Source organism: Atopobium minutum 10063974 (assembly GCF_000364325.1).
In the GTDB taxonomy this organism is placed as follows: Bacteria; Actinomycetota; Coriobacteriia; order Coriobacteriales; family Atopobiaceae; genus Atopobium; species Atopobium minutum.
In genome coordinates, this window is record NZ_KB822534.1 from 101,663 (window position 1) to 123,509 (window position 21,847).

Annotated in this window: 19 protein-coding genes and 1 pseudogene; 12 read left to right on the forward strand and 8 right to left on the reverse strand. The window is 53.0% G+C overall.

Features of this window, described 5'->3' with window-relative positions:
• Window positions 1–187: 187 nt before the first annotated feature.
• From HMPREF1091_RS07215 to HMPREF1091_RS07225, 3 genes are all read right to left on the reverse strand, one after another.
• Window positions 188–1,123: a Fic family protein gene (locus HMPREF1091_RS07215; protein WP_002564150.1), complete on the reverse strand. Its 936-nt coding sequence runs from the start codon at window positions 1,121–1,123 to the stop codon at window positions 188–190.
• 128 nt (window positions 1,124–1,251) lie between these two features.
• Window positions 1,252–2,220 (reverse strand): NADH:flavin oxidoreductase, encoded by a 969-nt coding sequence (locus HMPREF1091_RS07220; protein ID WP_002564151.1) that lies wholly within the window; start codon window positions 2,218–2,220, stop codon window positions 1,252–1,254.
• 119 nt (window positions 2,221–2,339) lie between these two features.
• On the reverse strand, window positions 2,340–2,657 hold the full coding sequence (locus HMPREF1091_RS07225; protein ID WP_002564152.1) for an ArsR/SmtB family transcription factor: 318 nt from the start codon (window positions 2,655–2,657) through the stop codon (window positions 2,340–2,342).
• A gap of 137 nt (window positions 2,658–2,794) precedes the next feature.
• Here HMPREF1091_RS07225 and HMPREF1091_RS07230 point away from each other — a divergent pair, with 137 nt between their 5' ends.
• From HMPREF1091_RS07230 to HMPREF1091_RS07240, 3 genes are all read left to right on the forward strand, one after another.
• On the forward strand, window positions 2,795–3,679 hold the full coding sequence (locus HMPREF1091_RS07230) for a radical SAM protein (protein ID WP_002564153.1): 885 nt from the start codon (window positions 2,795–2,797) through the stop codon (window positions 3,677–3,679).
• Window positions 3,680–3,916: 237 nt separating this feature from the next.
• Window positions 3,917–4,282 (forward strand): hypothetical protein, encoded by a 366-nt coding sequence (locus HMPREF1091_RS07235; RefSeq protein ID WP_155887842.1) that lies wholly within the window; start codon window positions 3,917–3,919, stop codon window positions 4,280–4,282.
• A gap of 185 nt (window positions 4,283–4,467) precedes the next feature.
• The gene (locus HMPREF1091_RS07240; RefSeq protein WP_231289409.1) at window positions 4,468–5,499 is read left to right on the forward strand and encodes a serpin family protein; all 1,032 of its coding nucleotides are present in this window, start codon (window positions 4,468–4,470) and stop codon (window positions 5,497–5,499) included.
• Window positions 5,500–5,652: 153 nt separating this feature from the next.
• Here the strand turns inward: HMPREF1091_RS07240 and HMPREF1091_RS07245 are convergent, their stop codons facing one another.
• Genes HMPREF1091_RS07245 through HMPREF1091_RS07260 form a run of 4 tightly spaced genes read right to left on the reverse strand, consistent with a single transcriptional unit; the run spans window position 5,653 to window position 9,122 of the window.
• Window positions 5,653–6,312: an alpha/beta hydrolase-fold protein gene (locus HMPREF1091_RS07245; RefSeq protein WP_002564157.1), complete on the reverse strand. Its 660-nt coding sequence runs from the start codon at window positions 6,310–6,312 to the stop codon at window positions 5,653–5,655.
• A gap of 4 nt (window positions 6,313–6,316) precedes the next feature.
• On the reverse strand, window positions 6,317–7,321 hold the full coding sequence (locus tag HMPREF1091_RS07250) for an ABC transporter substrate-binding protein (RefSeq protein WP_002564158.1): 1,005 nt from the start codon (window positions 7,319–7,321) through the stop codon (window positions 6,317–6,319).
• 11 nt (window positions 7,322–7,332) lie between these two features.
• A complete protein-coding gene (locus tag HMPREF1091_RS07255; protein WP_002564159.1) occupies window positions 7,333–8,088 on the reverse strand; it encodes an ABC transporter ATP-binding protein in 756 nt (251 codons plus the stop codon).
• A 2-nt stretch (window positions 8,089–8,090) separates the two neighbouring features.
• Window positions 8,091–9,122, reverse strand: a complete 1,032-nt coding sequence (locus HMPREF1091_RS07260; protein WP_002564160.1) for a FecCD family ABC transporter permease — start codon at window positions 9,120–9,122, stop codon at window positions 8,091–8,093.
• A 165-nt stretch (window positions 9,123–9,287) separates the two neighbouring features.
• Between HMPREF1091_RS07260 and HMPREF1091_RS07265 the strand changes: the two genes are divergently transcribed.
• Both HMPREF1091_RS07265 and HMPREF1091_RS08525 read left to right on the forward strand, forming a co-directional pair.
• Window positions 9,288–10,115, forward strand: coding sequence for a helix-turn-helix transcriptional regulator (locus tag HMPREF1091_RS07265; RefSeq protein WP_002564161.1), 828 nt, complete (start codon window positions 9,288–9,290; stop codon window positions 10,113–10,115).
• Between the two features lie 465 nt (window positions 10,116–10,580).
• The gene (locus HMPREF1091_RS08525) at window positions 10,581–11,249 is read left to right on the forward strand and encodes a zinc-ribbon domain-containing protein (protein WP_255345449.1); all 669 of its coding nucleotides are present in this window, start codon (window positions 10,581–10,583) and stop codon (window positions 11,247–11,249) included.
• A gap of 243 nt (window positions 11,250–11,492) precedes the next feature.
• On the opposite strand, the pseudogene HMPREF1091_RS08585 reads toward HMPREF1091_RS08525, so the two are convergent.
• Window positions 11,493–11,627 (reverse strand): annotated as a pseudogene (locus tag HMPREF1091_RS08585) (helix-turn-helix domain-containing protein); the annotation flags it as partial.
• Between the two features lie 136 nt (window positions 11,628–11,763).
• Here HMPREF1091_RS08585 and HMPREF1091_RS07280 point away from each other — a divergent pair.
• From HMPREF1091_RS07280 to HMPREF1091_RS08355, 7 genes are read left to right on the forward strand one after another with little or no spacing between them, the layout of a single operon-like run.
• Complete coding sequence (locus HMPREF1091_RS07280) at window positions 11,764–11,976, forward strand: YlcI/YnfO family protein (RefSeq protein WP_002564164.1); 213 nt, start codon at window positions 11,764–11,766, stop codon at window positions 11,974–11,976.
• A gap of 4 nt (window positions 11,977–11,980) precedes the next feature.
• On the forward strand, window positions 11,981–15,226 hold the full coding sequence (locus tag HMPREF1091_RS07285; RefSeq protein ID WP_002564165.1) for a helicase-related protein: 3,246 nt from the start codon (window positions 11,981–11,983) through the stop codon (window positions 15,224–15,226).
• Entirely contained in the window at window positions 15,223–15,996 is a 774-nt protein-coding gene (locus tag HMPREF1091_RS07290) for a DUF4391 domain-containing protein (RefSeq protein ID WP_002564166.1), read from the forward strand. Before HMPREF1091_RS07285 ends, HMPREF1091_RS07290 begins: the two co-directional genes overlap by 4 nt.
• The gene (locus tag HMPREF1091_RS07295) at window positions 15,989–17,857 is read left to right on the forward strand and encodes a site-specific DNA-methyltransferase (RefSeq protein ID WP_002564167.1); all 1,869 of its coding nucleotides are present in this window, start codon (window positions 15,989–15,991) and stop codon (window positions 17,855–17,857) included. The genes HMPREF1091_RS07290 and HMPREF1091_RS07295 overlap by 8 nt, the downstream gene beginning before the upstream one ends.
• Before the next feature lies 1 nt (window position 17,858).
• Window positions 17,859–20,921 (forward strand): type III restriction-modification system endonuclease, encoded by a 3,063-nt coding sequence (locus HMPREF1091_RS07300; RefSeq protein ID WP_002564168.1) that lies wholly within the window; start codon window positions 17,859–17,861, stop codon window positions 20,919–20,921.
• Window positions 20,922–20,923: 2 nt separating this feature from the next.
• On the forward strand, window positions 20,924–21,373 hold the full coding sequence (locus HMPREF1091_RS07305) for a DUF4238 domain-containing protein (RefSeq protein WP_035424258.1): 450 nt from the start codon (window positions 20,924–20,926) through the stop codon (window positions 21,371–21,373).
• A 17-nt stretch (window positions 21,374–21,390) separates the two neighbouring features.
• Window positions 21,391–21,846: a hypothetical protein gene (locus HMPREF1091_RS08355; RefSeq protein ID WP_035424260.1), complete on the forward strand. Its 456-nt coding sequence runs from the start codon at window positions 21,391–21,393 to the stop codon at window positions 21,844–21,846.
• Window position 21,847: the final 1 nt, after the last annotated feature.

Sequence of the window (21,847 nt, forward strand, 5' to 3'; positions counted from 1 at the left end):
CGGCATACCAACAACCGTAAGGGAGGTATTGTATGACAAAGCGAACATATCGATAGGGCAGAGTTTGGGAGATCGGTATACTTTCGCTGCAATCGCTTCATAGGAGGGTTTCTCGGTACGCAGATTAAAGGTAGCTCTCCTACCTTAATAGATTTGATAGGAAATACGCTAATAGCCTCAGATGGACTCAGTCCCTATCAAGGGTAGACACTCTCTCGTCTTCAGAGTATGCAATTCGGAAGTAATCAAGCATAGTCTTAAACCTATCCTGTGCTGCAAGGCACGTATCTGTGAGATATCCTTTTTCGTTATCCCATTTAACCAGTCCGCGATAGTAGAAGAATTTCATGTCATCAGCAATGATAAACGGAACCACATTGTTAACAAGGCATTCTTTAAACATAACAAGTCTTCCTACGCGGCCGTTGCCATCCTGAAAAGGGTGAATTCGCTCAAAGCGCACGTGGAAGTCGATAATGTCTTCTAGAACATGTTGTGCACGAGGATCATACGCTTCTAAGAGCTGCTTCATTTCCTTAGCAACATTTTCTGGACTAGTGGTTTGTCTACCCCCAACCTCATTGGGCAAACGCTTGTACTCTCCGACGGCAAACCACTCTTTCGAGGCATCTGTTGTTCCGGTTTTTAGAATGTAATGAAGCTCTTTGATCATAGCTTCGGAAACCGGGTCTTGCATATGGTCAATAATATAGTCAATGGCGTGAAAGTGGTTCTGAGTTTCTACGATATCATCTACACGAATAAGCTCGCCTTCGTTGATGAAGGTTGCAGTCTCAAAGATCATGCGCGTCTGATCGAGGGAAAGCCTACTTCCTTCAATATGGTTTGAGTTATAGGTTAGCTCTACCTGGACTTTATGATAGATGCCACCTTTAATTTTTGACGCTTTTTCCTCGTAAAGACGCATGAATATTGGGCTTATCGTGGATACTTTTGATACTTTTGCATTTGAGCGAGCGGGTTTTGCTGCATCAGCAGGAATATTCCAAGTTTTTCCTGTGAGGAATGCACCCGGCACCCGACCCTGAGCGCAATAATTGCGGACGCTCCTTTTGGATATACCCCAAAGCTTGGCAATCTCAGCAACAGAAAGATATGCCACCGAGCTCCACCTCCCTATCGGCAAAAACCTAATGGAGCTATTATAGTATAAATGGAAAACTTATTGCCGTTATCGGCAAAATTCTTCTTTTTCCGTTTGCTCTTCTACCTGACTTTCTGCATGGCTTCTTACATGCCCCAACATGGATTTCGCAGAAGTGCACGTCCTATGCCGATAAGGTCGGCCGCGCCGTCATTGAGTAACTGCTGAGCTTGATCGGGCGTGCGAACTCCGCCCGTAAGCATTACAGGCACCTGCACAACCTGACTCACAGCGATTGATAGGTCAGAAAACCAGCCTGGTTCCTGATGGCCCGGCCGCATATATATGCACATTCCACCCGAAAGATCAATCAAGTCAACACCTTCGCACTCCAACATCTGTGCGGCGGCTACTGCATCGTCAATCGTGCTTCCGCCGTCTGCGTAGTCGCTACCTCCCAGACGCACCGCAATAGGAAAGTCATCACCCACGGCCGCGCGTACCTTGCGCACCGTCTCAACCAAAAAACGTATGCGGCTCTGGAGACTCTGAGGTCCGTACGCATCGCCACGATCATTCGTAAGCGGAGAATAGAACTGGTTAAGCAGGTAACCATGGGCAGAATGAATCTCCACGCCGTCGTATGCGGCGGCCTTCACGCGTCGTGCTGCCGCAGCAAATGCGTCCTCGATTTGAGCTATCTCCGCTATTGAGAGCGCTCGGCTTTCTCTTCCTCGGCCACGTAGCCTGCTAGCTGACACAAGCGTCTGCCCGGTGATAGCCTCAGACGTGTTGAATCCAGCATGGTTTATCTGCGCGAATAGTTTTATGGCGGGGTTTTCGGCATGTACCGCATGCATCAGACGGGTCTGATCGCGAATCACCGAATCGTCAGCAAATGACATCTGGTGAGGGTCGGCTTTGCCCTGAGTACTTACGTAGCTGTGTTCAGTGATAATAAGACCAATCTGCGGATTAGCTGCAAACGCTCGATAGTGGTCGATGGTCGCCTGACCAGGAACACCAGCTTCAGTACTCTGTGTAGCCATGGGTGGAGCTACAAGGCGTGTGGCAAGCTTCAGTTGGCCTACTTTGATCGGTTCATCAATTCTCATACCAAACTCCTTTCATATCTATATAACTAAAAATATCGATATATATGACGAGAAAATACTTCATACAGCAAGGCGAGCCACAGCAAAGAGAGCCCGTGCCCAGAGCGGAGCGTTTATACCTACAGCTCTTCCCCAACAAAGCGTGCCAACTCTGCTAGCGCAGATTCGTTACGACGATAATACGTCCACTTGCCAAAGCGCTGCGATTCGAGAAGACCCGCTCGCTGCAACATATCAAGATAATGCGAGGTAGTTGATTGCGATGCCTCTAACTTCTCGCAAATCGAACCCACACAAACGCTGTTATCAAAACTATCCCCTTCGGGAATATGCAGACCCTGAGGAGGAAAGTTGGACGCGGGATCACGTAACCATTCCAGAATTTGCAGGCGTTTCTCGTTAGAAAGTGCTTTGAATATGTCCACTATGTTTTTCATGGTTCCATCATATCGTGATATTTCGAATTGTCAATAAAATATATTGACATATCGAAAAGTATAGATATATTCGGGTATAAAGCACTCCAAGGAAGCGCACTACCCTGCCAACACTTTACATAAAAAGGAGAAGCACCATGGAATGGCACGGACCTATTGTTAGACCCCAAACCGACGCTGACAGTCTGTTTATCGAGGTAACTGCTGGATGCACGCACAATAGATGCACGTTTTGCAACTTCTATAAGGATACACCGCTATGGATTGCCTCAAATGAGCAAGTCGAAGAACAGCTGAAGGAAGCCAAGCAGCAGCTACCTCACGTACACAAGATCTGGGCCTCGGGCGGAAACCCTTTTGCCCTTCCAACGAAACGCCTCATAGAGCTGGGCGACTTATTCCGCACGTATTACCCCCAGGCGCGTGTAAGCACCTATGCGCGCATTAATGACTTCCGCCGCAAATCCATCGATGACCTGCGCGCCATAAAGGAACACGGCATAGACGAAGTCATGATCGGTATCGAGACAGGCGATGACGAAGCGCTGACCTTTGTAAACAAGGGCTACACAGCCGTCGATATCGTGCGCGAATGTCAAAAGCTCGACAAGGCCGGATTGACATATCGCATGATCTATCTAGGCGGCCTGCTCGGGGCAGGCAAGTTGGTGGAAAGCGCCCGGAAGAGTGCGGAAGTCTTCAATCAGATTCATCCGTATTACATGATTTACACGAACGTATCCGTTCTACCAGGAACAAAGCTCTATGACCAAATGCTTTCAGGTGAGTTCACGGAGGCTACCGAGAAGGAACGTTTGCAGGAAATGCGTGAACTTATCGCAAACTTGGACAACCAAATTGTGGTTGATTCCGGTACCGCAGCAAGTAGCATCTACTTCAAGGCAAACTTGCCTCACGATAAACAGGAGGCTGTGACTGCACTTGACAGGATCATTGCTGACTTCAACGATGAGCAGGAACGTGCTCTGCACTCCCGTCGTGCTGCTATGATGAGCGTATAGTAAGATCCATTAAGATTAAAGAAAAAGTAAACAGAAGGATTGACGATGGATGGCTTTGCATTTGTAAGATGCACTTGCTATGAATAGGGAAAGCTTATTAACTATCCCGTTCCATATGAAGACCTTTACATCGATGCGGAAGGTTGGCTCTCATCCAGATCTTTCAGCGAGATATCGAATGGCCCCTTCTCAGATGAAGCGGTTCGCAAGAAATTTGGGATGGGGTACTATGAGTTTATGGATCGGATGGAACACCTTTGTGAACACGAACGAGGCGTGTTTATCAAGGCGATCCGCTCAAGTTCCGTTATAGATGAATTTCAGGATATTTTTAAGGAAGCAAAGGTAGAGCCACAAGGAGATCCTTATTATGGATTCTATCCCGCTGATTGTGCCCCAACCGTTTTGAAGGTCATCCAAAAGAGATTCAATGAACTGACGGATGAGGAGCGTAGGAATATCGAATGGTTCAAAACTGATTTCAATAAGTTTGGTACCTGGAATCTTAGCTATTGGGTAGAACACGTTGCTCTTTTATGTACGCAGAGGCTTTGTACCAAGGCAATGGAAACAGGTCACCCAATTTGGTTTCAGTTTATGTAAGTAATGATAGAAAGAGAGCTTTAACACTCTTTCTGTTGTCCGTATTATCCCAGTAGCTATTCTCATATAATTTCGGAGCAGAACGTGCATAAAAGCAACGAAAATCCCAAGACGCTCAAATCTGGCCTCTACTCCATCGCCGCACAGCTGCTCGAGTTCGGCTATACAAAAAGAGTAGCTTTGTCATCTCGCCAGCATGCCTACAGGTAGCGCTCGAAACACTCGCAAGAGGCGCCGAAGGCGAAACGCTCACCGAAATCGACACTGTACTCGGAGGCAAGGAAGGTCGTACGGCTGCACAGTCATCTTTGTTCAAGAAGCCGTTGTACTATGTATCAGACAACTACCGATTCCACATCGGCACTTCAGTCTGGGCCGACAAGCAAAGGGCTCCCCTACGCGATGAGTACATAAACTCCCTAAAACTCCTCAACAGCAGCACCTTCGCCGCCAACTTTGGCAGCGCAAAAACCAAAGAGCAAATGGATAGATGGCTTTCCGAAAACACTGGTGGAAAGTTCTCCAATGCGCCTAACTGCAACCCCCAAACGACCCTCACAATCATAAGCGCGCTCGACTTCAAAGACACCTGGATTGATCGCCTTGATAACCATGAGGAAAACAAAATCTTCCATGGCAGAGAGTCATCTTCACAGGTCACTATGATGACAGGCTTCGGCTCCAACGCAGGTATGCTAACCGATGTGAACAACAAAGGAATCGCTGTCTCTTGGCAGATGGATTCTGGCGCATATGTAGTGTTCACAATGCCCACAGCAATAGATGGTATTGACGAATTTATCGAGTCTGGCGCAGCATGGAAAACCATCTCGAGTTGTATCACAAACAAGAATAACGAATACCCTGAGGACGGAATAGAACTCACCGTACCGGAATTCGAGTTAACAACAGAGACACTCAAACTTAAAGAAATTATGTACTCGATGGGCGTGCGCCGAGTGTTCACTCCCAAGGCTCAGCTCAAAGGTATTACGAAAGCTGACATCATGCTCGACTCTGTGACTCAGAGCTCCAAATTCAAGCTCGATCCTAACGGAGTAGAGGGTTCTGCATTTACTCTGTTAGTTGCCGTCGCTGGCATACCACCAGAGTTTCCGCCACCTCCCATTAGGCTCGTGTTTGATAGACCGTTTGCCTTCGCTCTTTTCTCACAAAGTAAAGCTCCGCTATTCGTTGGCACATATATAGGCAACTAGCCTAGGCATCCAAGCTTTGTACTTCTACGCAAAGTGGTGCGCCGATTTCTCGGACACACCACTCCCTGTCTAATAGCATCAAAATATTGAGCAAGCGCGCCACTTCAAGGTTCAAAGTGACGCGCCTACATTTCGAATAGCTTACTTACAAAGCTACAAACAACTAAGTTGTTGTTCCAGCCAACCGGCTAAAGCCTTATCGCGAGCTTTTACATGCCCGTGGTGTCCGTATCCATCAAACGCAGAAGCACAATCATCCACCTGCTCGCTTAGATAAGAATGAACCTGTTCCGCACATTGAACTGCAGTAGCTAGAATGTTATTGTGCTTAGAACCTTCACTCTTCCCGTTATGCAGATAGACATGAGCATGCTGGTTTTTGACCGGATTGTTCCTACAGAATGAAACAAACCCTGGATACCAAAATGACCCGCAGACAGAGAATATCCTCGTAGGAATGTTTGTCTGATACAGGCTATATATTGCTGCTAGACCACCTAGAGAATGCCCGCCATATACAATCTGGTGCTGGTTAACGTGATACTTTGCTTGAATCTCTGGTAAAACAAAATTGAATAGCTCGTTGTGATATTCATCCAGCTTTCCACCAAAGTCTTCAGCGCCTGGCCTGATTGCGCGTGTCGCCCAAGGTGTGTAATCAGATAGCCTATTCTCGGGAATCAACCCTACAAGTATCACTCTATCTTTTAAAGCTTCTAAATGCTGTAGCCCTCCATCGTTCAAGAGAATGAGCGGATATGCAAGCTTTGAGTCATAGCTCTGAGGTAAAGATATCTTTGTGGTAATAGGCATTACGTTATTTATTCAAGAACGCGTCGATATCTTCAAGGGCATCAATCACGGATGGACCGTAATCCATAAGCTCATCGTAAGAGATTGTCATGATCTTATTGTTTTTAATAGCCGGCACATCAGCAAGCACGGCATTGTTCTTCATCAGATCTACAGCCGTTGCATCCAACTTCTGATTACGGTCAGACGTCACATAGATAATAAGATCAGGATTAGAAGTTACGAGGTTCTCAAGCGTTAGCCCAGATGTTCCAGTAGCAACATTGGTATAACCAAGCACGTTAAGAATGCTTTCCTGCAAGGGAGACTTAAAAGCTCCGTAGGTCTCATCGTTATACCCAACCATAAGGAGTGCGCCTTTCTTTTCTGCGTTCTTATCGCTGTGCTTTGCAAGAACAGCATCAATTCTTTCTTGCAATTTATCTGCGTATTCATTGGCCTTATCTTGAACGTTAAAGATAGTACCGATGTTCCTGACGTCTTCGACAACAGTATCGAGGCTCTGCTCCATGTTGGATACAGAAGCCTTTTGCGTATAGACACTGACCCCATTTTGGTTCCAGCTATCTACTGTTCCCAAAAACTTATCTGAAAACATCAAAGTCCTGCCGATAATTGCGTCGGGATTGTAGGAAAGAACCACTTCCTGGGACGCCGTCATCTTATCTCCAATGTGAGGAATCTCCTCAATCGCTTTGGCGTAGCTATCGGTAACTGCGTTGTCTGGATTGAGCATGCCAACAATCTTGTCCTGCAGGCCTAGGTCAATCATGATCTTAGTAGCAGAAAGATTGTTTGTAACAACACGCTCAGGTGCCTTCTCAAAGGTTTGTTCAATCTCTTTGCCGTCACCATCGTAGGTTGCAACTGTTAAAGGATATTTTGTTTCAGCCGCGCTTTGTGTCGTAGCTGCTTCATTGTCCTTTTGGGATGTCGCGGGCTTATTACCACAACCAACCAGGGAAAGCGCCAATACCGTAGCGAGGGCGGTGCCTACTATTTTCTTCATATCTGTTCCTTTCAGATATACTCTATTAATGCTTGCTGATCAGGTGACCAGGTAATGTTGCAGTCGATGCCATATACATCACGCATCGACTGTTCAGTTACCGTGGCTTGAGGTGGTCCCTCATATACCATGGTTCCTTTCTTCATCAGGTAGATATAATCCGAATATCTACACGCCAATTGGATATCGTGTAAAACCGCGAGAACGTTAATGTGTAAATCTTTGACAATCTGTAGGATTTCGATTTGGTATCGAATGTCCAAATGGTTGGTGGGCTCGTCAAGGATTAACAAGCTTGGCTGTTGGGCAATAGCACGCGCCAAAGCAACCCGCTGTTTTTCTCCTCCCGATAAAGACAGATACGAGCGGTTGGCCTTATCGTGCATATCAACTTTTTTGAGCGCGTCTTCCACAATTTCATAGTCCTTGTGAGTCTCCGATTGCATAAATGGAATATGCGGAGTTCTCCCGAGAAGGACCATGTCTTTGACCGTGCAATCAAAATTGATTTCATTAAATTGTGCGACCACGGCAATTTTCTTGGCCGTTTCTTTCAAGCGCATATCATCAATGTCCGTATCATCAAATTTAATCTGACCAGAATCCTTTTTGAGAACTCTATAAATGTTCTTTAACAGGGTTGTCTTTCCACAGCCATTGGGGCCAAGAACAGCAACAAAGCGCTGCTTGTCCACCGTAAGCGAAACATGGTCTAATATGTTTTTATCTCTGATGGAATAGCACACATCTTTGCAAGTTACGTCCATAGTTAGCGACCTTTTTGGTTTTTAATTACGATGTAAACAAAGAACGGCGCACCCACAAGCGCAGTAAAAATTCCGATAGGTAACTCGGCATCAGGTAACAGACAGCGAGCCAAAACATCAGCCCAAATAATAAAAAGGCTTCCTAACATAACAGAAATGGGGAGCACCTTTTTGTGATTGGTTCCGACAAGCGCTCTTGCGATATGCGGAGTAATTAAGCCGACAAAACCAATAATGCCGCAACTAGAAACCAAGATGCCTGTTATAAAGGAAATAACGAGCATGTAGATCAATCTATATACGTGCAGTGAGATACCTAAGGTTATTGCAACCTCATCTCCCATTAACATCGCATTCATGACGCGGTATTGCGTTAAGAAAAAGAGTAAGGCAACCAGAACGAGAATAAACGGCAATAGGATGCTGTCCCAAGAAGAACTTGTGAGAGATCCCATCGTCCAGAATTTTATGGACATTATGCTATCGGAATTAGCACCGACAGAAATAATGAAGTTGGAAATAGAAGTAAACAAAGCATTCACGACGACGCCAGCCAACACAAGACTTGTTGTTGTAAGCTTTTTTCCGATAGAGGCAATCGCGATCACAGCAGCAGTTGCAACAACCGCACCAATAAAGGCACCAAACCCGATAAAAGATTTTATCCCAAGGATAATCAGCAGCGTTGCACCAAAGGTTGCTCCTGCAGAGATACCTAATATATACGGTTCCGAGATGGGATTATTCACTGTTGTCTGCATTACCGTGCCACACAGAGCAAGGCCGGCACCGGCGATAAGCCCCATGATGACTCGTGGGCTGCGCATATTCCATACGATTGCAATCGTCGATTTAGCAAACTGATCGATATTTCCAATGTGAAATAGTTGATAGGTAATTATCTGGTAGGTATCACTTAGGTTGATCTTAACTGCACCGAGTGATACGGCAACAAACAAAGAAATCACTAAGCCTATGCAGAGAAATAGCACTAGATATGGAAATGCTATATCACGCTTTGATCTCACTGTCATGAGAAATAGTTCATTCCCCTCATGAGTAATTAGTTAGATTTGGCTAACCTTTGTGAAATCATAAAGGTACAAAGCAGTGTTTTGAATGTAGAAAAGTAGAAAAACATGGATAATTATGTAATAAAATATCCATGTACTAAACTTGTCTAGAAAAGAGTCGCGGCTATGGAGAAAAAAGACTTTTTGGTTGCTTGTCAAAAAGAATATACCAGCCGTAAATTATTGATTACTGGCATCTCTCTTCAGACGAAAGAACCTGGGAAAACTATTTCGTATGACACAACGCATAGTGCGTTTATCTATCCACTAGAAGGCAGCGCATCTATTTCGTTTAATCATCACACGTTCCATGCAATGCCTCATCTGATTATTCATGGCACAAAAAATCAAAAGATTACGTTTGAAGTAAGCTCAAAAGAACCGTTTGTACATCTAAATATTTACTATGACCCAGAAATTCCTTGGCATGGTGTCAGCGATATCATGAACATGGTTTATGAAATTCCATCGCCAAAGGATAACAATTCCATAGAGCTGTTAAATCGTTTAAAAACGAGTGTAGAACGTGCAAATTGGGATGATCAGATTCAACGAACTGTAATCGCCCAACAATTGATTTTGAGCTCTTTTGGATATACGCATATCAATCAAGAACTTTTACAGATTGCAGACTCAATTGAATTCATGGAGACTTCGTATCCTAACAATCTAAGACTGGCAGATTTAGCAGCGGTAGCCCAGATGGATGTGTCACACTTTTCTTATAAGTTTAATAAAATATATCATATTCGTCCCATTGATTATCTCATCCGATTGAGATTGAAAAAAGCAGCAGCTTTGCTGCTGAAGGGACATTCGGTAACAGAGGCTGCTCGGGATGTAGGCTATCAAGATCCGTTATACTTCAGTAGGTTATATAAGAAACATTTTGGGATTTCACCAAGTCAAACCTATCGAAATGAAGAAGAGGAAACCGCAGATTTAAACCAGTGAAGAGAAGATTGACCTAAACGATGTGATACCGATAGGAGAATACGCATGAAGCTCACTGACAAACAGCTGGATGGAATTCTTCAACAAGCGGGGCTACGGTTGATGCAGTCGTACAACGCCGAAGGAAAATACCGCAAGAACGATTGGCTTTATACTTCTTGCGTCAGATGCGGAACGGAAGCTCACTACTGCCTCAGATACATCCTCCATAAGAACGATGTTGGAGAGCAGGTCTGTAGGGCCTGTTATTGGATGGGCTGATATGGACGGTCAAACAATATCTATGATGAGTCTGTCAGAAAGCTCATCGAACAAGGCTTTTCTCGCCAAGACCTTATCGAGCAAGGCGTCATATATTCAAAGAAGGATAAATCTTGGCTGGAGGCGGAGTCGCTAGCGAATAAACACGGATTTGATCTCGTCGATCTACTGCATGGTAAAAGGGCTAGCGATGATGTGCTCGTTGTGAAGTGCAAAGCATGTGGTCGGCAGGTAGCTGAACGACTTGGAGACATTCACTTCGGATGTGGCTGTGGTGGAAAGAAGGGCGGCGGTGTCTTGTTTGGCCATGAAGACAGGAAGCCGACAACACCATTAGAGCAGCGAAACGTAGCTCCAAGAACTCCAGGGGCTACTGGGCTCAATGCATGGCTGGCGAAAAACTCGTACGACCCCAACGAGCGAGCGAAGGCAGAGACTGCTCTCGAATCCATCAAGAGCAGCGGGAACTGCCTTAGAGAAACTAACCCCGAACTCGCAGAAGAATGGATACAAGCAGTCGATGGACCACGTTACACCCCCGAAACTGTAAAGAGCGGCAGTAAACGCAAGGTGCTGTGGCGCTGTATTGCCTGCAGTCACGAATGGACCGATACCGTACGTAGTAGGGAACTCCGCATGAATAATCGCTGTCCGCATTGTGGCAAGATCATGGGATCACTCGCCTGGAAATATCCAGATCTTGCAAGGGAATGGAGTCCGGACAACCCAGTAAGCCCATGGAACACAAAGCCCTACGGCCAGCTCAGATTTACTCCCATGTGGGTTTGCTCAGCCGACCCCAACCACACATGGACTGCAACGGTTGCATCCCGTATCAAGGGGAAGAAGCCTTGCCCCTACTGCAACAGCTAATGGAGGGGTAGCAATTACTCCGTCCTAGCGATTCTCGTAAATATATCCCTTTAGTAAACGCATCACTTCTATATTTGAAGTGATGCGTTTTTCAATGCTGGCGATTTATTTGCTGTACCAACCGGCTGGATAATGCTCTATAGTGAAACTCTAAGTAGTCACAGTAGTCACGGTGTCCATATGTATCAAATCTATTACCCTGATGCCAATGGAACGAACTTGCAAACCGTAAAAACCCCTTGATTAGAGCTTTGCCTCCCCCTCCCCCCACTCGTTTGGACTTTTCCCAGTCGCGCGTTTAAACATCACGCTGAAATTGCTCGGGTAGACAAATCCTAATTTGAAGGGAATCGAGTCGATGCTTGCATTGGAATCTGCGAGAAGCTCCTTCTACCATTTACCCTCACATAAAGCCGAGTCATCGGCTGTTCAAGCACCCCTAATGCTGTGGCGTACTGTTGCATTATAATATCTTAAACGCATTTGTATTGCATTTTGAGCGATGGGAGCGCAGATGTCTGACGGTTACAAGGAACTCATCAAGAGCAATCCCGACGAGACGGAGATCAGGAGCTTCCTGGTGAACGGCGATCAAGTCTCCGTGACCCTGCGCATTCCCGACACTCTGCGCGACGCGGCAAAGGAGGAGGCCACTCTCCGTGGCATGAGCTTCTCCGCCTTCGTTCGCACGTGCATGATCGAAGAGCTCGCGAAGAAGGGGGCATAGAGGCGTGAAGTCGCTAAACAACGTCGGAGCCGAGCGCCTGGGAGACGCCCTCGGCGAATCCATCGACGACGGCGCGAAGCTGTCGATAATCAGCTCGTATTTCACCGTGTTCGCCTACGGGGAGCTCAAGGAGGAGCTCTCCAAGGTCGACGAGGTGCGCTTCCTGTTCAGCGAGCCCACCTTCATCAAGCGCATGGCCGACTCGAAGGAGCCGCGCGAGTTCGAGGTCGCCCGCCGTGCGCGCGAGGTCGGCGTCGGCGGCTCGGGGCTCGAGCTCACGCTGCGCAACAACCTCAACCAGCGCGCGCTCGCCCGCGAATGCGCCGAATGGATCCGCGAGAAGGGTATCTTCAAGTCCGCCAAGACGTCCGGCGCCATTCAGCCGGGCGGCACGTACGTGGTGGAGAACCCCTCCGGCGACGACCACGCCTTCATGGGCGCCGCCGCGAACTTCACGCAGGAGGGCCTCGGCTACGAGCGCCGCCCGGGAACCGTAACCTGCGTGAGCCATTTCGAGAACGCGACCGAGGCAGTCGGCCTCAAGATGATGTTCGAGTCGGTCTGGGACAACCCCGCCATGGTCGAGGAGGTCACCGCGCAGGTGGCCGCCCAGGTCGAGACGCTCTACCGCGAGAACCCGCCCGAGTTCGTGTACTTCCTAACGCTCTACCACCTTTTCCGTGACTTCATGGAGGACGACGAGGACAACGGCATCCGCCCCGGCCTCAAGTTCGAGGAGTCCGTGGTCTGGAACAAGCTCTACGACTTCCAGAAGGACGCAGTCGTGGGCGCCATCCGCAAGCTGGAGAAGTACAAGGGCTGCATCATCGCCGACTCTGTGGGCCTGGGCAAGACCTACGAGGCGCTCGCCGTCATGAAGTACTACCAGGAGCGCAACGACCGCATCCTCGTGCTGTGCCCGAAGCGCCTGCGGGATAACTGGACCCTGTGGACCCAGGACAACGACGACCGCAACCCGCTGGCGGACGACCGTTTCAGCTACACGGTGCTCAACCATACCGACCTGTCGCGCTACCACGGCATGAGCGGCGAGGTGGACCTCGAGCACCTGCGCTGGGGGCACTTCGACCTCCTCGTCATCGACGAGAGCCACAACTTCAGGAACAAGAGCACCGACGCGGACAAGACCGACCGCTACACGCGCCTGATCGAGGACGTCATCAAGTCGGGCCAGCGCACCAAGGTGCTCATGCTCTCCGCCACCCCGGTGAACAACCGCCTGCTCGACCTGCGAAACCAGATCGAGCTCATCACCGAGGGTGACGACGCGTACCTCGCCGATACCGACGGCATCCCGTCGATCACCCACGTGACGCGCGTCGCCCAGCAGAGGTTCAACGAGTGGAGCAAGCTCTCCGACTCCGAGCGCACGACCGAGAGCTTCGTGAACGCGGTGAACGCCGACTACTTCAAGCTGCTCGACGTGCTGACCATCGCGCGAAGCCGCAAGCACATCACGAAGTACTACGGCGCCGCGAGCGGGACCTTCCCGGCGCGCCGGCCGCCCCTGTCGTTCCAGACGCCCATCGACCTGGACGGCGAGCTGCCGCCGATCGCGGAGCTCAACGACATGATCGCGCAGCTCACGTTCGCCCAGTACCAGGTGCTCTCGTACGTGCGCGCCGACCAGCGCCGCAAGTACGAGGACCGCTACGGGGACACGTGGGGCAAGGACTTCGAGAGCCAGGTCCACCGCACGACGGCGGTGGCCAACCTCATGCGCATCAACGTCCTCAAGCGCATGGAGTCCTCCGTGAACAGCTTCCGCATCACGCTGCGCCGCATCCTCGACGGCTGCGTCGACCTGCGCGCGAGGCTCGACGCCGACGCCTCGGGAGTAGCTTACGGCACCGAGGGCCTCGAGGACGGATTCGACGACGACGATGCCGAGGAGTTCGAGGCCGGCGGCAAGGTGCGCGTCGACCTGCGAGACGTCGACGCCCTGCGCCTGGGCCAGGACCTCGACTTCGACATACAGGTGCTCCGCGCCCTGCTCGCCTACGCCGATGCGGTGACGCCCGAGCGCGACGCCAAGCTCGTGAAGCTGCGCGACTTCATCGCCGGCAAGGTCAGCGAGCCGTACAACCCCGGCAACCGCAAGGTGCTGGTGTTCAGCGCGTTCGCCGACACGACTGCGTACCTCTTCGAGCAGCTGGCTCCCTGGTTGAAGCGCGAGCTCGGCATCGAGTGCGCCGAGGTTGCGGGCAGCTCCAACCGTACCTACTCGCTGAAGCTCCCTCGGACCACCTTCGAGAACATCCTCGCGAGGTTCTCTCCCGTCTCCAAGGAGCTACCAGAAAGCCAGAGAGCACTCGGCGAGATCGACGTCGTCTTCGCGACGGACTGCATCTCCGAGGGCCAGAACCTGCAGGACTGCGACTGCCTGGTGAACTACGACATCCACTGGAATCCGGTGCGCATCATCCAGCGCTTCGGCCGCATCGACCGCCTGGGCTCGAAGAACGCGCAGATCCAGCTGGTCAACTTCTGGCCGGACATCGCGCTCGACGAGTACATCCAGCTGGAGGGCCGCGTGAAGGGCCGCATGGCGCTGCTCGACGCGTCGGCCACCGGCGAGGAGAACGTGCTGGAGGCGAAGGGCAACGGCGAGATGAACGACCTCAAGTACCGCCGCCAGCAGCTCCAACAGCTCAAGAGCGAGGTGCTCGACCTCGAGGACATCTCGGGCGGCATCTCGATCACGGACTTCGCCTTCGACGACTTCCGCGTGGAGCTTCAGCGCTACGCCAAGGAACATCCCGGCGCGCTGGAGAACTCGCCGGCGGGCCTGCACGCCGTGGCCCCCATCCCCGACGAGCTTCGCGGAGACGTGAAGCCGGGGGTGGTCTTCTGCCTCAAGCAGAACGACGAGGGCAACGACCCCAGGGACACGAACCCCGTCTTCCCGTACTACGTGGTGTACGTGTCGGGCGACGGCGAGGTCATGACGAAGCACACGCAGCCCAAGCCTGCACTCGACATCATGCGCGCCGTCTGCTCGGGACACCCCGAGCCCATCGCCGAGCTATGCCGTGAGTTCAACCGCGAGACCCGCGACGGGACGAGGATGGACGCCTACACCGACCTGCTCGACGACGTGGTGGCGGCCATCACCGGAACGCAGCAGGACAAGGGCATCGAGAGCCTGTTCAGCCTGGGCGAGGTCGGCAGCGGCACTGTCATGGGCTTCAACGACTACTCGCTGGTATGTTTCGCGGTGCTGCGATGAGCGGCGTCGACTGGAACGACATCCTGCGCTTGCCCGAAGCGGCGCTCGCCGGATTCCGCCGCATCCCTAAGACGGTTCTCGTCAAGCAGGCCATGCTCACCAAGGCCGAGCAGAGAAGGCTCGACAAGGTCGCGCGCCTCGAGCACTTCGCCACGGTCCAGAAGTCCACGACGCGCATCCCGCCGTACGAGGACGATGAGCGCAACGTGCAGAGCATCGTCTTCCTACGCTGCGAGCTGGCGGCCGGGACCATGGCGGTGGCGGAGGTGGCGGAACTCGTGCACAAGTGCTTCCCGAACCCGACGGTACTCCTGATCGAGGCGGGCGGCCGCGCATGCGTATCGGTCGCCCTCACGCGGAAGAGCCAGGCCGAGCAGGGCGCGACGGTCGTCGACCGGATCGAGTCGACGGGCGCGTTCGATCCTGACCGTCCGGAATACGCGGACTTCCTAGGCGCGCTGGCATTTGGGCTGCTCTCGCAGGGCGACCTCTGGGAGTACCTGCTCGACCTGTCGCGCACTGTGAAACTGTCCCGCGCGATCAGCGGTCTGGGATTCTACCCCATATGCCCCGCTCAGGACCGGGGGAAGCTGATTGTCCTCGCATCGCGCTACGATGAGTTGGGAGCCTCCATCAAAGGATTGAAGGAGCAGCGACGGTCGAAAGACATAACGCTCAACGAGTCCGCAAAGCTGAGGATGGAAATGAAGGAAGAGGAGCGACGCCTAAGAGTGGTCGCCGATGAGATAAAGGAGATCTGCAATGGCTGACATCGAGAAGGTTGACCTTGGATCGGAAAACCTGATAGACGACCGCCTGAACAAGCTCAAGGAATTAATGCCGGAGGTATTCACTGAAGGCGGAATCGACTTCGACAAACTGAGGCTGGAGCTTGGCGACGAGGTCGACGAGGGCCAGGAGCGCTATGCGTTCACGTGGCCAGGCAAGGCCGACGCCATCCGCCAGTCGCAAATCCCGAGCTCGGCAACGCTTCGGCCTTGCATTGAAAAGAGCCGTAGCCGCGACGGCGAGGACGGCTCTTTCGACTCCGACAACATCTACATCGAGGGCGACAACCTTGAGGTGCTGAAGCTCCTGCAGCGCGGCTATCACGGCAAGGTCAAGATGATCTACATCGACCCCCCGTACAACACGGGCCACGACTTTGTCTACAAGGACAATTTCGGCAACTCTATCGATAACTATAAGGAGCAGGCGGGACTCGCCGGCCAGTCCAACGCCGACACAAGTGGCCGCTACCATAGCGACTGGTGCTCGATGATGTACCCTAGGTTGAGACTGGCTCGAGAGCTCCTAACCGACGATGGCGTCATTTTCATCTCGATTGACGATAACGAAGACCGCAATTTGCGCATCCTCTGTGACGAGGTGTTTGGAGAGGCAAATTTCGTTTCTCAGCTAATCTGGGAACGAGCTTACTCACCCAAGAATGACGCCAAATACGTTTCAAATAGCCATGATTATGTTCTCGTATACGCCAAATCCATTGAGCGCTTTGTGATTGGACGCCTGCCTAGGACAGACGAGGCAAACGCCCGCTACAAGAATCCAGACAACGACCCTCGAGGCGTTTGGAAGCCAAGCGACCTCAGTGTAAAGACTTACAGCCCAGATTCCGACTATCCAATCACAACGCCCTCGGGGCGTGTTGTAGAGCCTCCAGCAGGACGCTGCTGGAGGCTCTCGCGAAACGCGTTTCGCGAGAGACTCCAGGATAACCGCATTTGGTTTGGCCCAAACGGCGACAGCGTCCCTTGCATCAAGCGTTTCCTAACAGAGCTCAAATATGATGGAATGGCTCCAACTTCAATCATGTTTTACAAAGAAGTTGGTCACAGTCAGGAAGGCGCCAAGGAGCTCGTATCTCTATTTGACGGAAAGGGCTATTTCGATGGACCGAAACCGACGAAACTACTTCAGCGCCTGATAACCCTCGCGAATCTAAGCACTGGTGATATTGTTCTTGATTTCTTTTCAGGCTCAGCATCGACCGCCCATGCCATGTTCCTGCAGGAGCTTGGAAAAGATGAACGCTATAGGTTTATCCTTGTCCAGCTTCCAGAGCCTTGTGACCCGAAACGCGACGCCTACAAGGACGGGTATGAGACTCTCTGCGACATAGGCGAAGGACGCATCCGCCGCGCAGGCGACAAAATCAAAACCGAGCTAGAGGAATCCAGCCGTCAACTCAAGCTTGGCGAGGAACCCAAGCAGCTTCCCGACATCGGCTTCCGTGTGTTCAAGCTCGATAATTCCGGTATTGAGAAGCCCGAGCCCGGTCAGCTCCTCTTCGACGTGGTCAAGCCCGATCGCTCCGATATGGACATCGTCTTTGAGATGATGCTCAAATGGGGCCTCGAGCTCACGTTGCCCGTAGAGAAATTCGACGCCGCGGGCTATCCCATCTGGTCCGTCGCGTGCGACGAGCTCGTCTGCTGCATGTCCCGAGGCCTCATCATCGAGGCGCTCGAGGCCATCGCCGACATGGAGCCCAGACGCGTTCTCATCCTCGACTCCGTCCTCGACGACACCCTCAAGCTCAACGCCGTGCAGATCTTCAAGCACGCTGGCGAGCGCATGGGCTACGAGATCGAATTGAGGACGGTCTAGCATGGCGGCACTCGAGTTCAAGTTCTCATCTGATCAGCAGCACCAGCTGGAGGCCATCGAGGCTACCTGCGACCTGTTCCGTGGACAGCAATTCGCCTGCAGCGTATTCTCCGCCGATTCCGGCCGCAAAGGCCAGACGGCAATCGGCGAGCTCATGGTTGGCCACGGCAACGAGCTCCGCGTGGCACCCGGCCAGCTCCTCGACAACCTGCACTCCGTGCAGGAAGAGGGCTGCCTCCCGGCAACCGACGTCCTCACCGACGGACGCCTGCGCGACTTCACCGTCGAGATGGAGACGGGCACCGGCAAGACCTATGTGTACATCCGCTCCATCTACGAGCTGAACCGCCGCTACGGCATCACCAAGTTCGTCATCGTCGTGCCAAGTGTGGCCATCCGCGAGGGCGTCCTTAAGAGCTTCCAGACCACGCGCAAGCACTTCGAGACGCTCTACGACCGCACGCCTCTCGACTACTTCGTGTACGACTCGAAAGATATGGGGCCGGTGGGCAACTTCGCCACGTCGAGCTCCATCCAGGTCATGGTCATCAACATCGATGCGTTCAACAAGGGCCTCGAGAAGGACGGCACCGCGAAGGAGGGCAACCTCTTCCACCGTCCCAGCGAGAGGCTCACCGGCGGCTTCAGCCCGCGTGAGCTCGTGAGCGCCTGCAAGCCCGTCGTCATCATCGACGAGCCCCAGAGCGTTGACAACACCAAGCAAGCGAAAGCCGCCATCAAGAGCCTGAGCCCGCTGTTCGTGCTGCGCTATTCGGCCACGCACAAGCAGGCCTACAACATGATTTACCGCCTCACGCCGGTCGACGCCTTCGAGCGCCACCTGGTGAAGGGTATCTGCGTCGACTCGATCAAGGCCGAGGCGAACCTCAACGGCGCGTACGTGAGGCTCGAGTCCGTCAAGTCGAACCCGTTCTCAGCCAAGGTGTCCATCGATGAGCGGCAGGCTGACGGCACGCAGAAGCGAAAGACTGTCACTGTGAAGACCGGCGCGGACCTCTACCAGAAGAGTCGCGAGAACAGCGACTACGAGAACGGTTGGGTCGTCAACAACATCGGCGCCGCGGAGGGCGACGAGTTCATAGAGTTCCAGAACGGCGAGGTGCTCGAGCTGGGTGAGGCATTGGGCGACGTCAACGAGGAGGTCGTCAAGCGCGCGCAGATCCGCCGCACCATCGAGGACCACCTGGCCCGCCAGTTCGAGCTGTGGCCGCGCGGCGTGAAGGTGCTCTCGCTCTTCTTCATCGACCGCGTCGACCGCTACCGCGTCTACGAGCCCGAGGTCCACGGAGGCTTGTACGCCCAGATGTTCGAGGAGGAGTACGCCGGGGCCCTGAACTCGAAGGCGCCCAGGCGAGTCGCCAAGGCGGCGGGAATCGGCAAGGGTACCTGGCTCGAGTGCTACGAGGCCGTCGGCGCCCCGCTGGCGCGCGACCCACATGCCGTGCACCAGGGCTATTTCGCCAAGGACAAGAAGGGCAAGTTCAAGGACTCCAAGGGAGCCGCCGGCACCGCCGACGACGCTGGGGCCTTCGAGCTCATCATGCAGAAGAAGGAGACGCTCATCTCCTTCCCGGACGGCAAGGACGCCGACAAGGACGTCTCGTTCGTCTTCAGCCACTCCGCGCTCAAGGAGGGCTGGGACAACCCCAACGTGTTCCAGATCTGCACGCTCGTCGAGACCAAGGACAACCTTACCAAGCGCCAGAAGATCGGCCGCGGCCTGCGCCTGTGCGTGAACCAGGACGGCGAGCGCCTGTACGACCCCGAGGCGAACGTGCTCACCGTCATCGCCAACGAGAGCTACGACGACTTCGCCAACGGCCTGCAGAAGGAGCTCGAGGCGGAGGACTTCAAGTTCGGCGTCATCACCCCGGAGAGCTTCACGAAGGTCACGGTCAAGACCCCCGAGGGCGTCGAGAAGCGCCTGGGCTACGAGAAGTCGAAACAGGTCTATGACCACCTCGTCGCGACCGGCATGGTCGACGGCAAGGGCGCGGTGACGCCCGAGTTGAAGGCGGCGGCCGAGGAGGGCAAGGTGGAGCTCCCCGCCGAACTCGAGCCGGCGAAGGAGCAGGTCGAGGCGATCATAATCCACAAGTCCCAGAGGGTCCAGATCCGCGACAAGGCCAAGGAGGTCTCGGTCGAGCTGCAGAAGGACGTCACGCTCGACCCGGCGTTCCAGGCCCTGTGGGATCGCATCCGCCAGCGCACGCGCTTCCAGGTCGAGGTCGACTCCGGCAAGCTCATCGAGCGTTCCATCGAGGCGGTCGACGGCATGCTCGCCGTGCGCCCGCCCCAGGTGACGAGCGAGCGCGCCTCGCTGGACATAGATGATGCGGGCGTGAGCGCCGAGGGCACGGGCACCTCCGTCGTTTCCGTTTTGGGAAAGGTGAAATTCGACCTTCCCGATCCCATCGCCGAGCTGCAGGACGCCGTTGGGCTCACCCGTGGCACCATCAAGGCAATCCTCGAGGGCTGCAGCCGCTTCGACGAGTTCGAGGTCGACCCCGCGACCTTCCTGGCGCAGGTAGGTGACAAGATAAACCGCGTGAAGAACGACCTCATCGCCCAGGGCATCAAGTACGTGCGCCTTCCTGAGGACGAGTGGTACACCATGCGCGACCTCGAGCTCGACGACTACACGGCCTACCTCGGGCAGAACGCATGGAAGCCGGACATGGCGAGCAAGAGCCTGTACAACTACGTGGTCTACGACTCGGCGGGGGTCGAGCGCTCCTTTGCCGAGGCTCTCGACAAGCAGGAGGAGGTGCTCGTGTTCGCCAAGCTCCCTTCGGCGTTTAAGATTGACACGCCGCTTGGCAGCTACAACCCTGACTGGGCGTATGTCGAGGAGGCCGACGGCGAACGCCGCGTGTACTTCGTGACCGAGACCAAGGGCGGCAAGAACGGCGAACCCGCCCTGCGTGACGCGGAGAAAATCAAGATCGGCTGCGCCAAGAAGCACTTCGAGGCTCTGGATCTTGGAAGCGACTTCCACTACAACGTGCGCACGACCTACCAATACGAGGCGGTGAAGGCTTAGAGATGTCGAAGCTGCCCGGAAAGATGACGCGAAAGCAGCACTGGGTGCCGCAGTTCTACCTGCGCCATTTCGCGGATTCCTCTGGGCAACTTCATGCTTACAGCAGGCAGAAGAGCTCCTTCTTCCGCACGAATTGCGAGAACCTCTGCAGCATGCGCGATCTTTATGAAGTCGTGCATGCTGATGCGGCAGGCGATGCGACAGACAGATTCTATGCGCAGAACCTCATCGAGGTTAAGCTATCCGAGTTCGAGAACCGCATTGCACCGCTTTATGATCGCTTTTTGGAACGCCAGAAAGAAGGGCAGCCCGAAGGCGAAGGGTATTCTGATGGGAAAGCCGCCGTTTGCGAGCTGGCAGCAAACATCATTGTCCGCCATCCTATCAGCATGCATACCGACAAAAATGGTCACGCGAGGCTGCCGAAGAGCTGCTCAGAAACGTTCATCTGACACCCTATGAGTTCGGCTTGCTCGATTGGTCGGGTTGGCGCGGGGATTCCCAAGCGGTAGTCGAGCTTGCCGCCGCCGCAACCATGCTCTTCTCCAACGATGATAATGTGCCGGTTAATCGTATTCGAAAGACTTTTCTTGAGAAGCGCTTCTCCATCCTTAGGGCACCCGTCGGCTCAGGGTTCGTCACGGCGTCGATGCCCATGTTCATCATCGGACCCGAGGACGACTCGTATGATTTCCGTCTCGCGTATATGCCGCTGAGCAGTGAGTATGCTGCGGTCTTTTCAAATGGCCCTCTATTTCCGCCGTTTGCGAGACTCGATTTTTCGGGCACCGAGTTCATGAACCGACTCCTTCTGCTCAACTGCGAGCATTGGGATGTCGCCATATCGAGGGGTAGCGGCCCGCTCGAGCACGCAGTGCGCGATTGGAGCCAAGCGGCCAACGCCAAATCTATCGAAGGGGATTGAT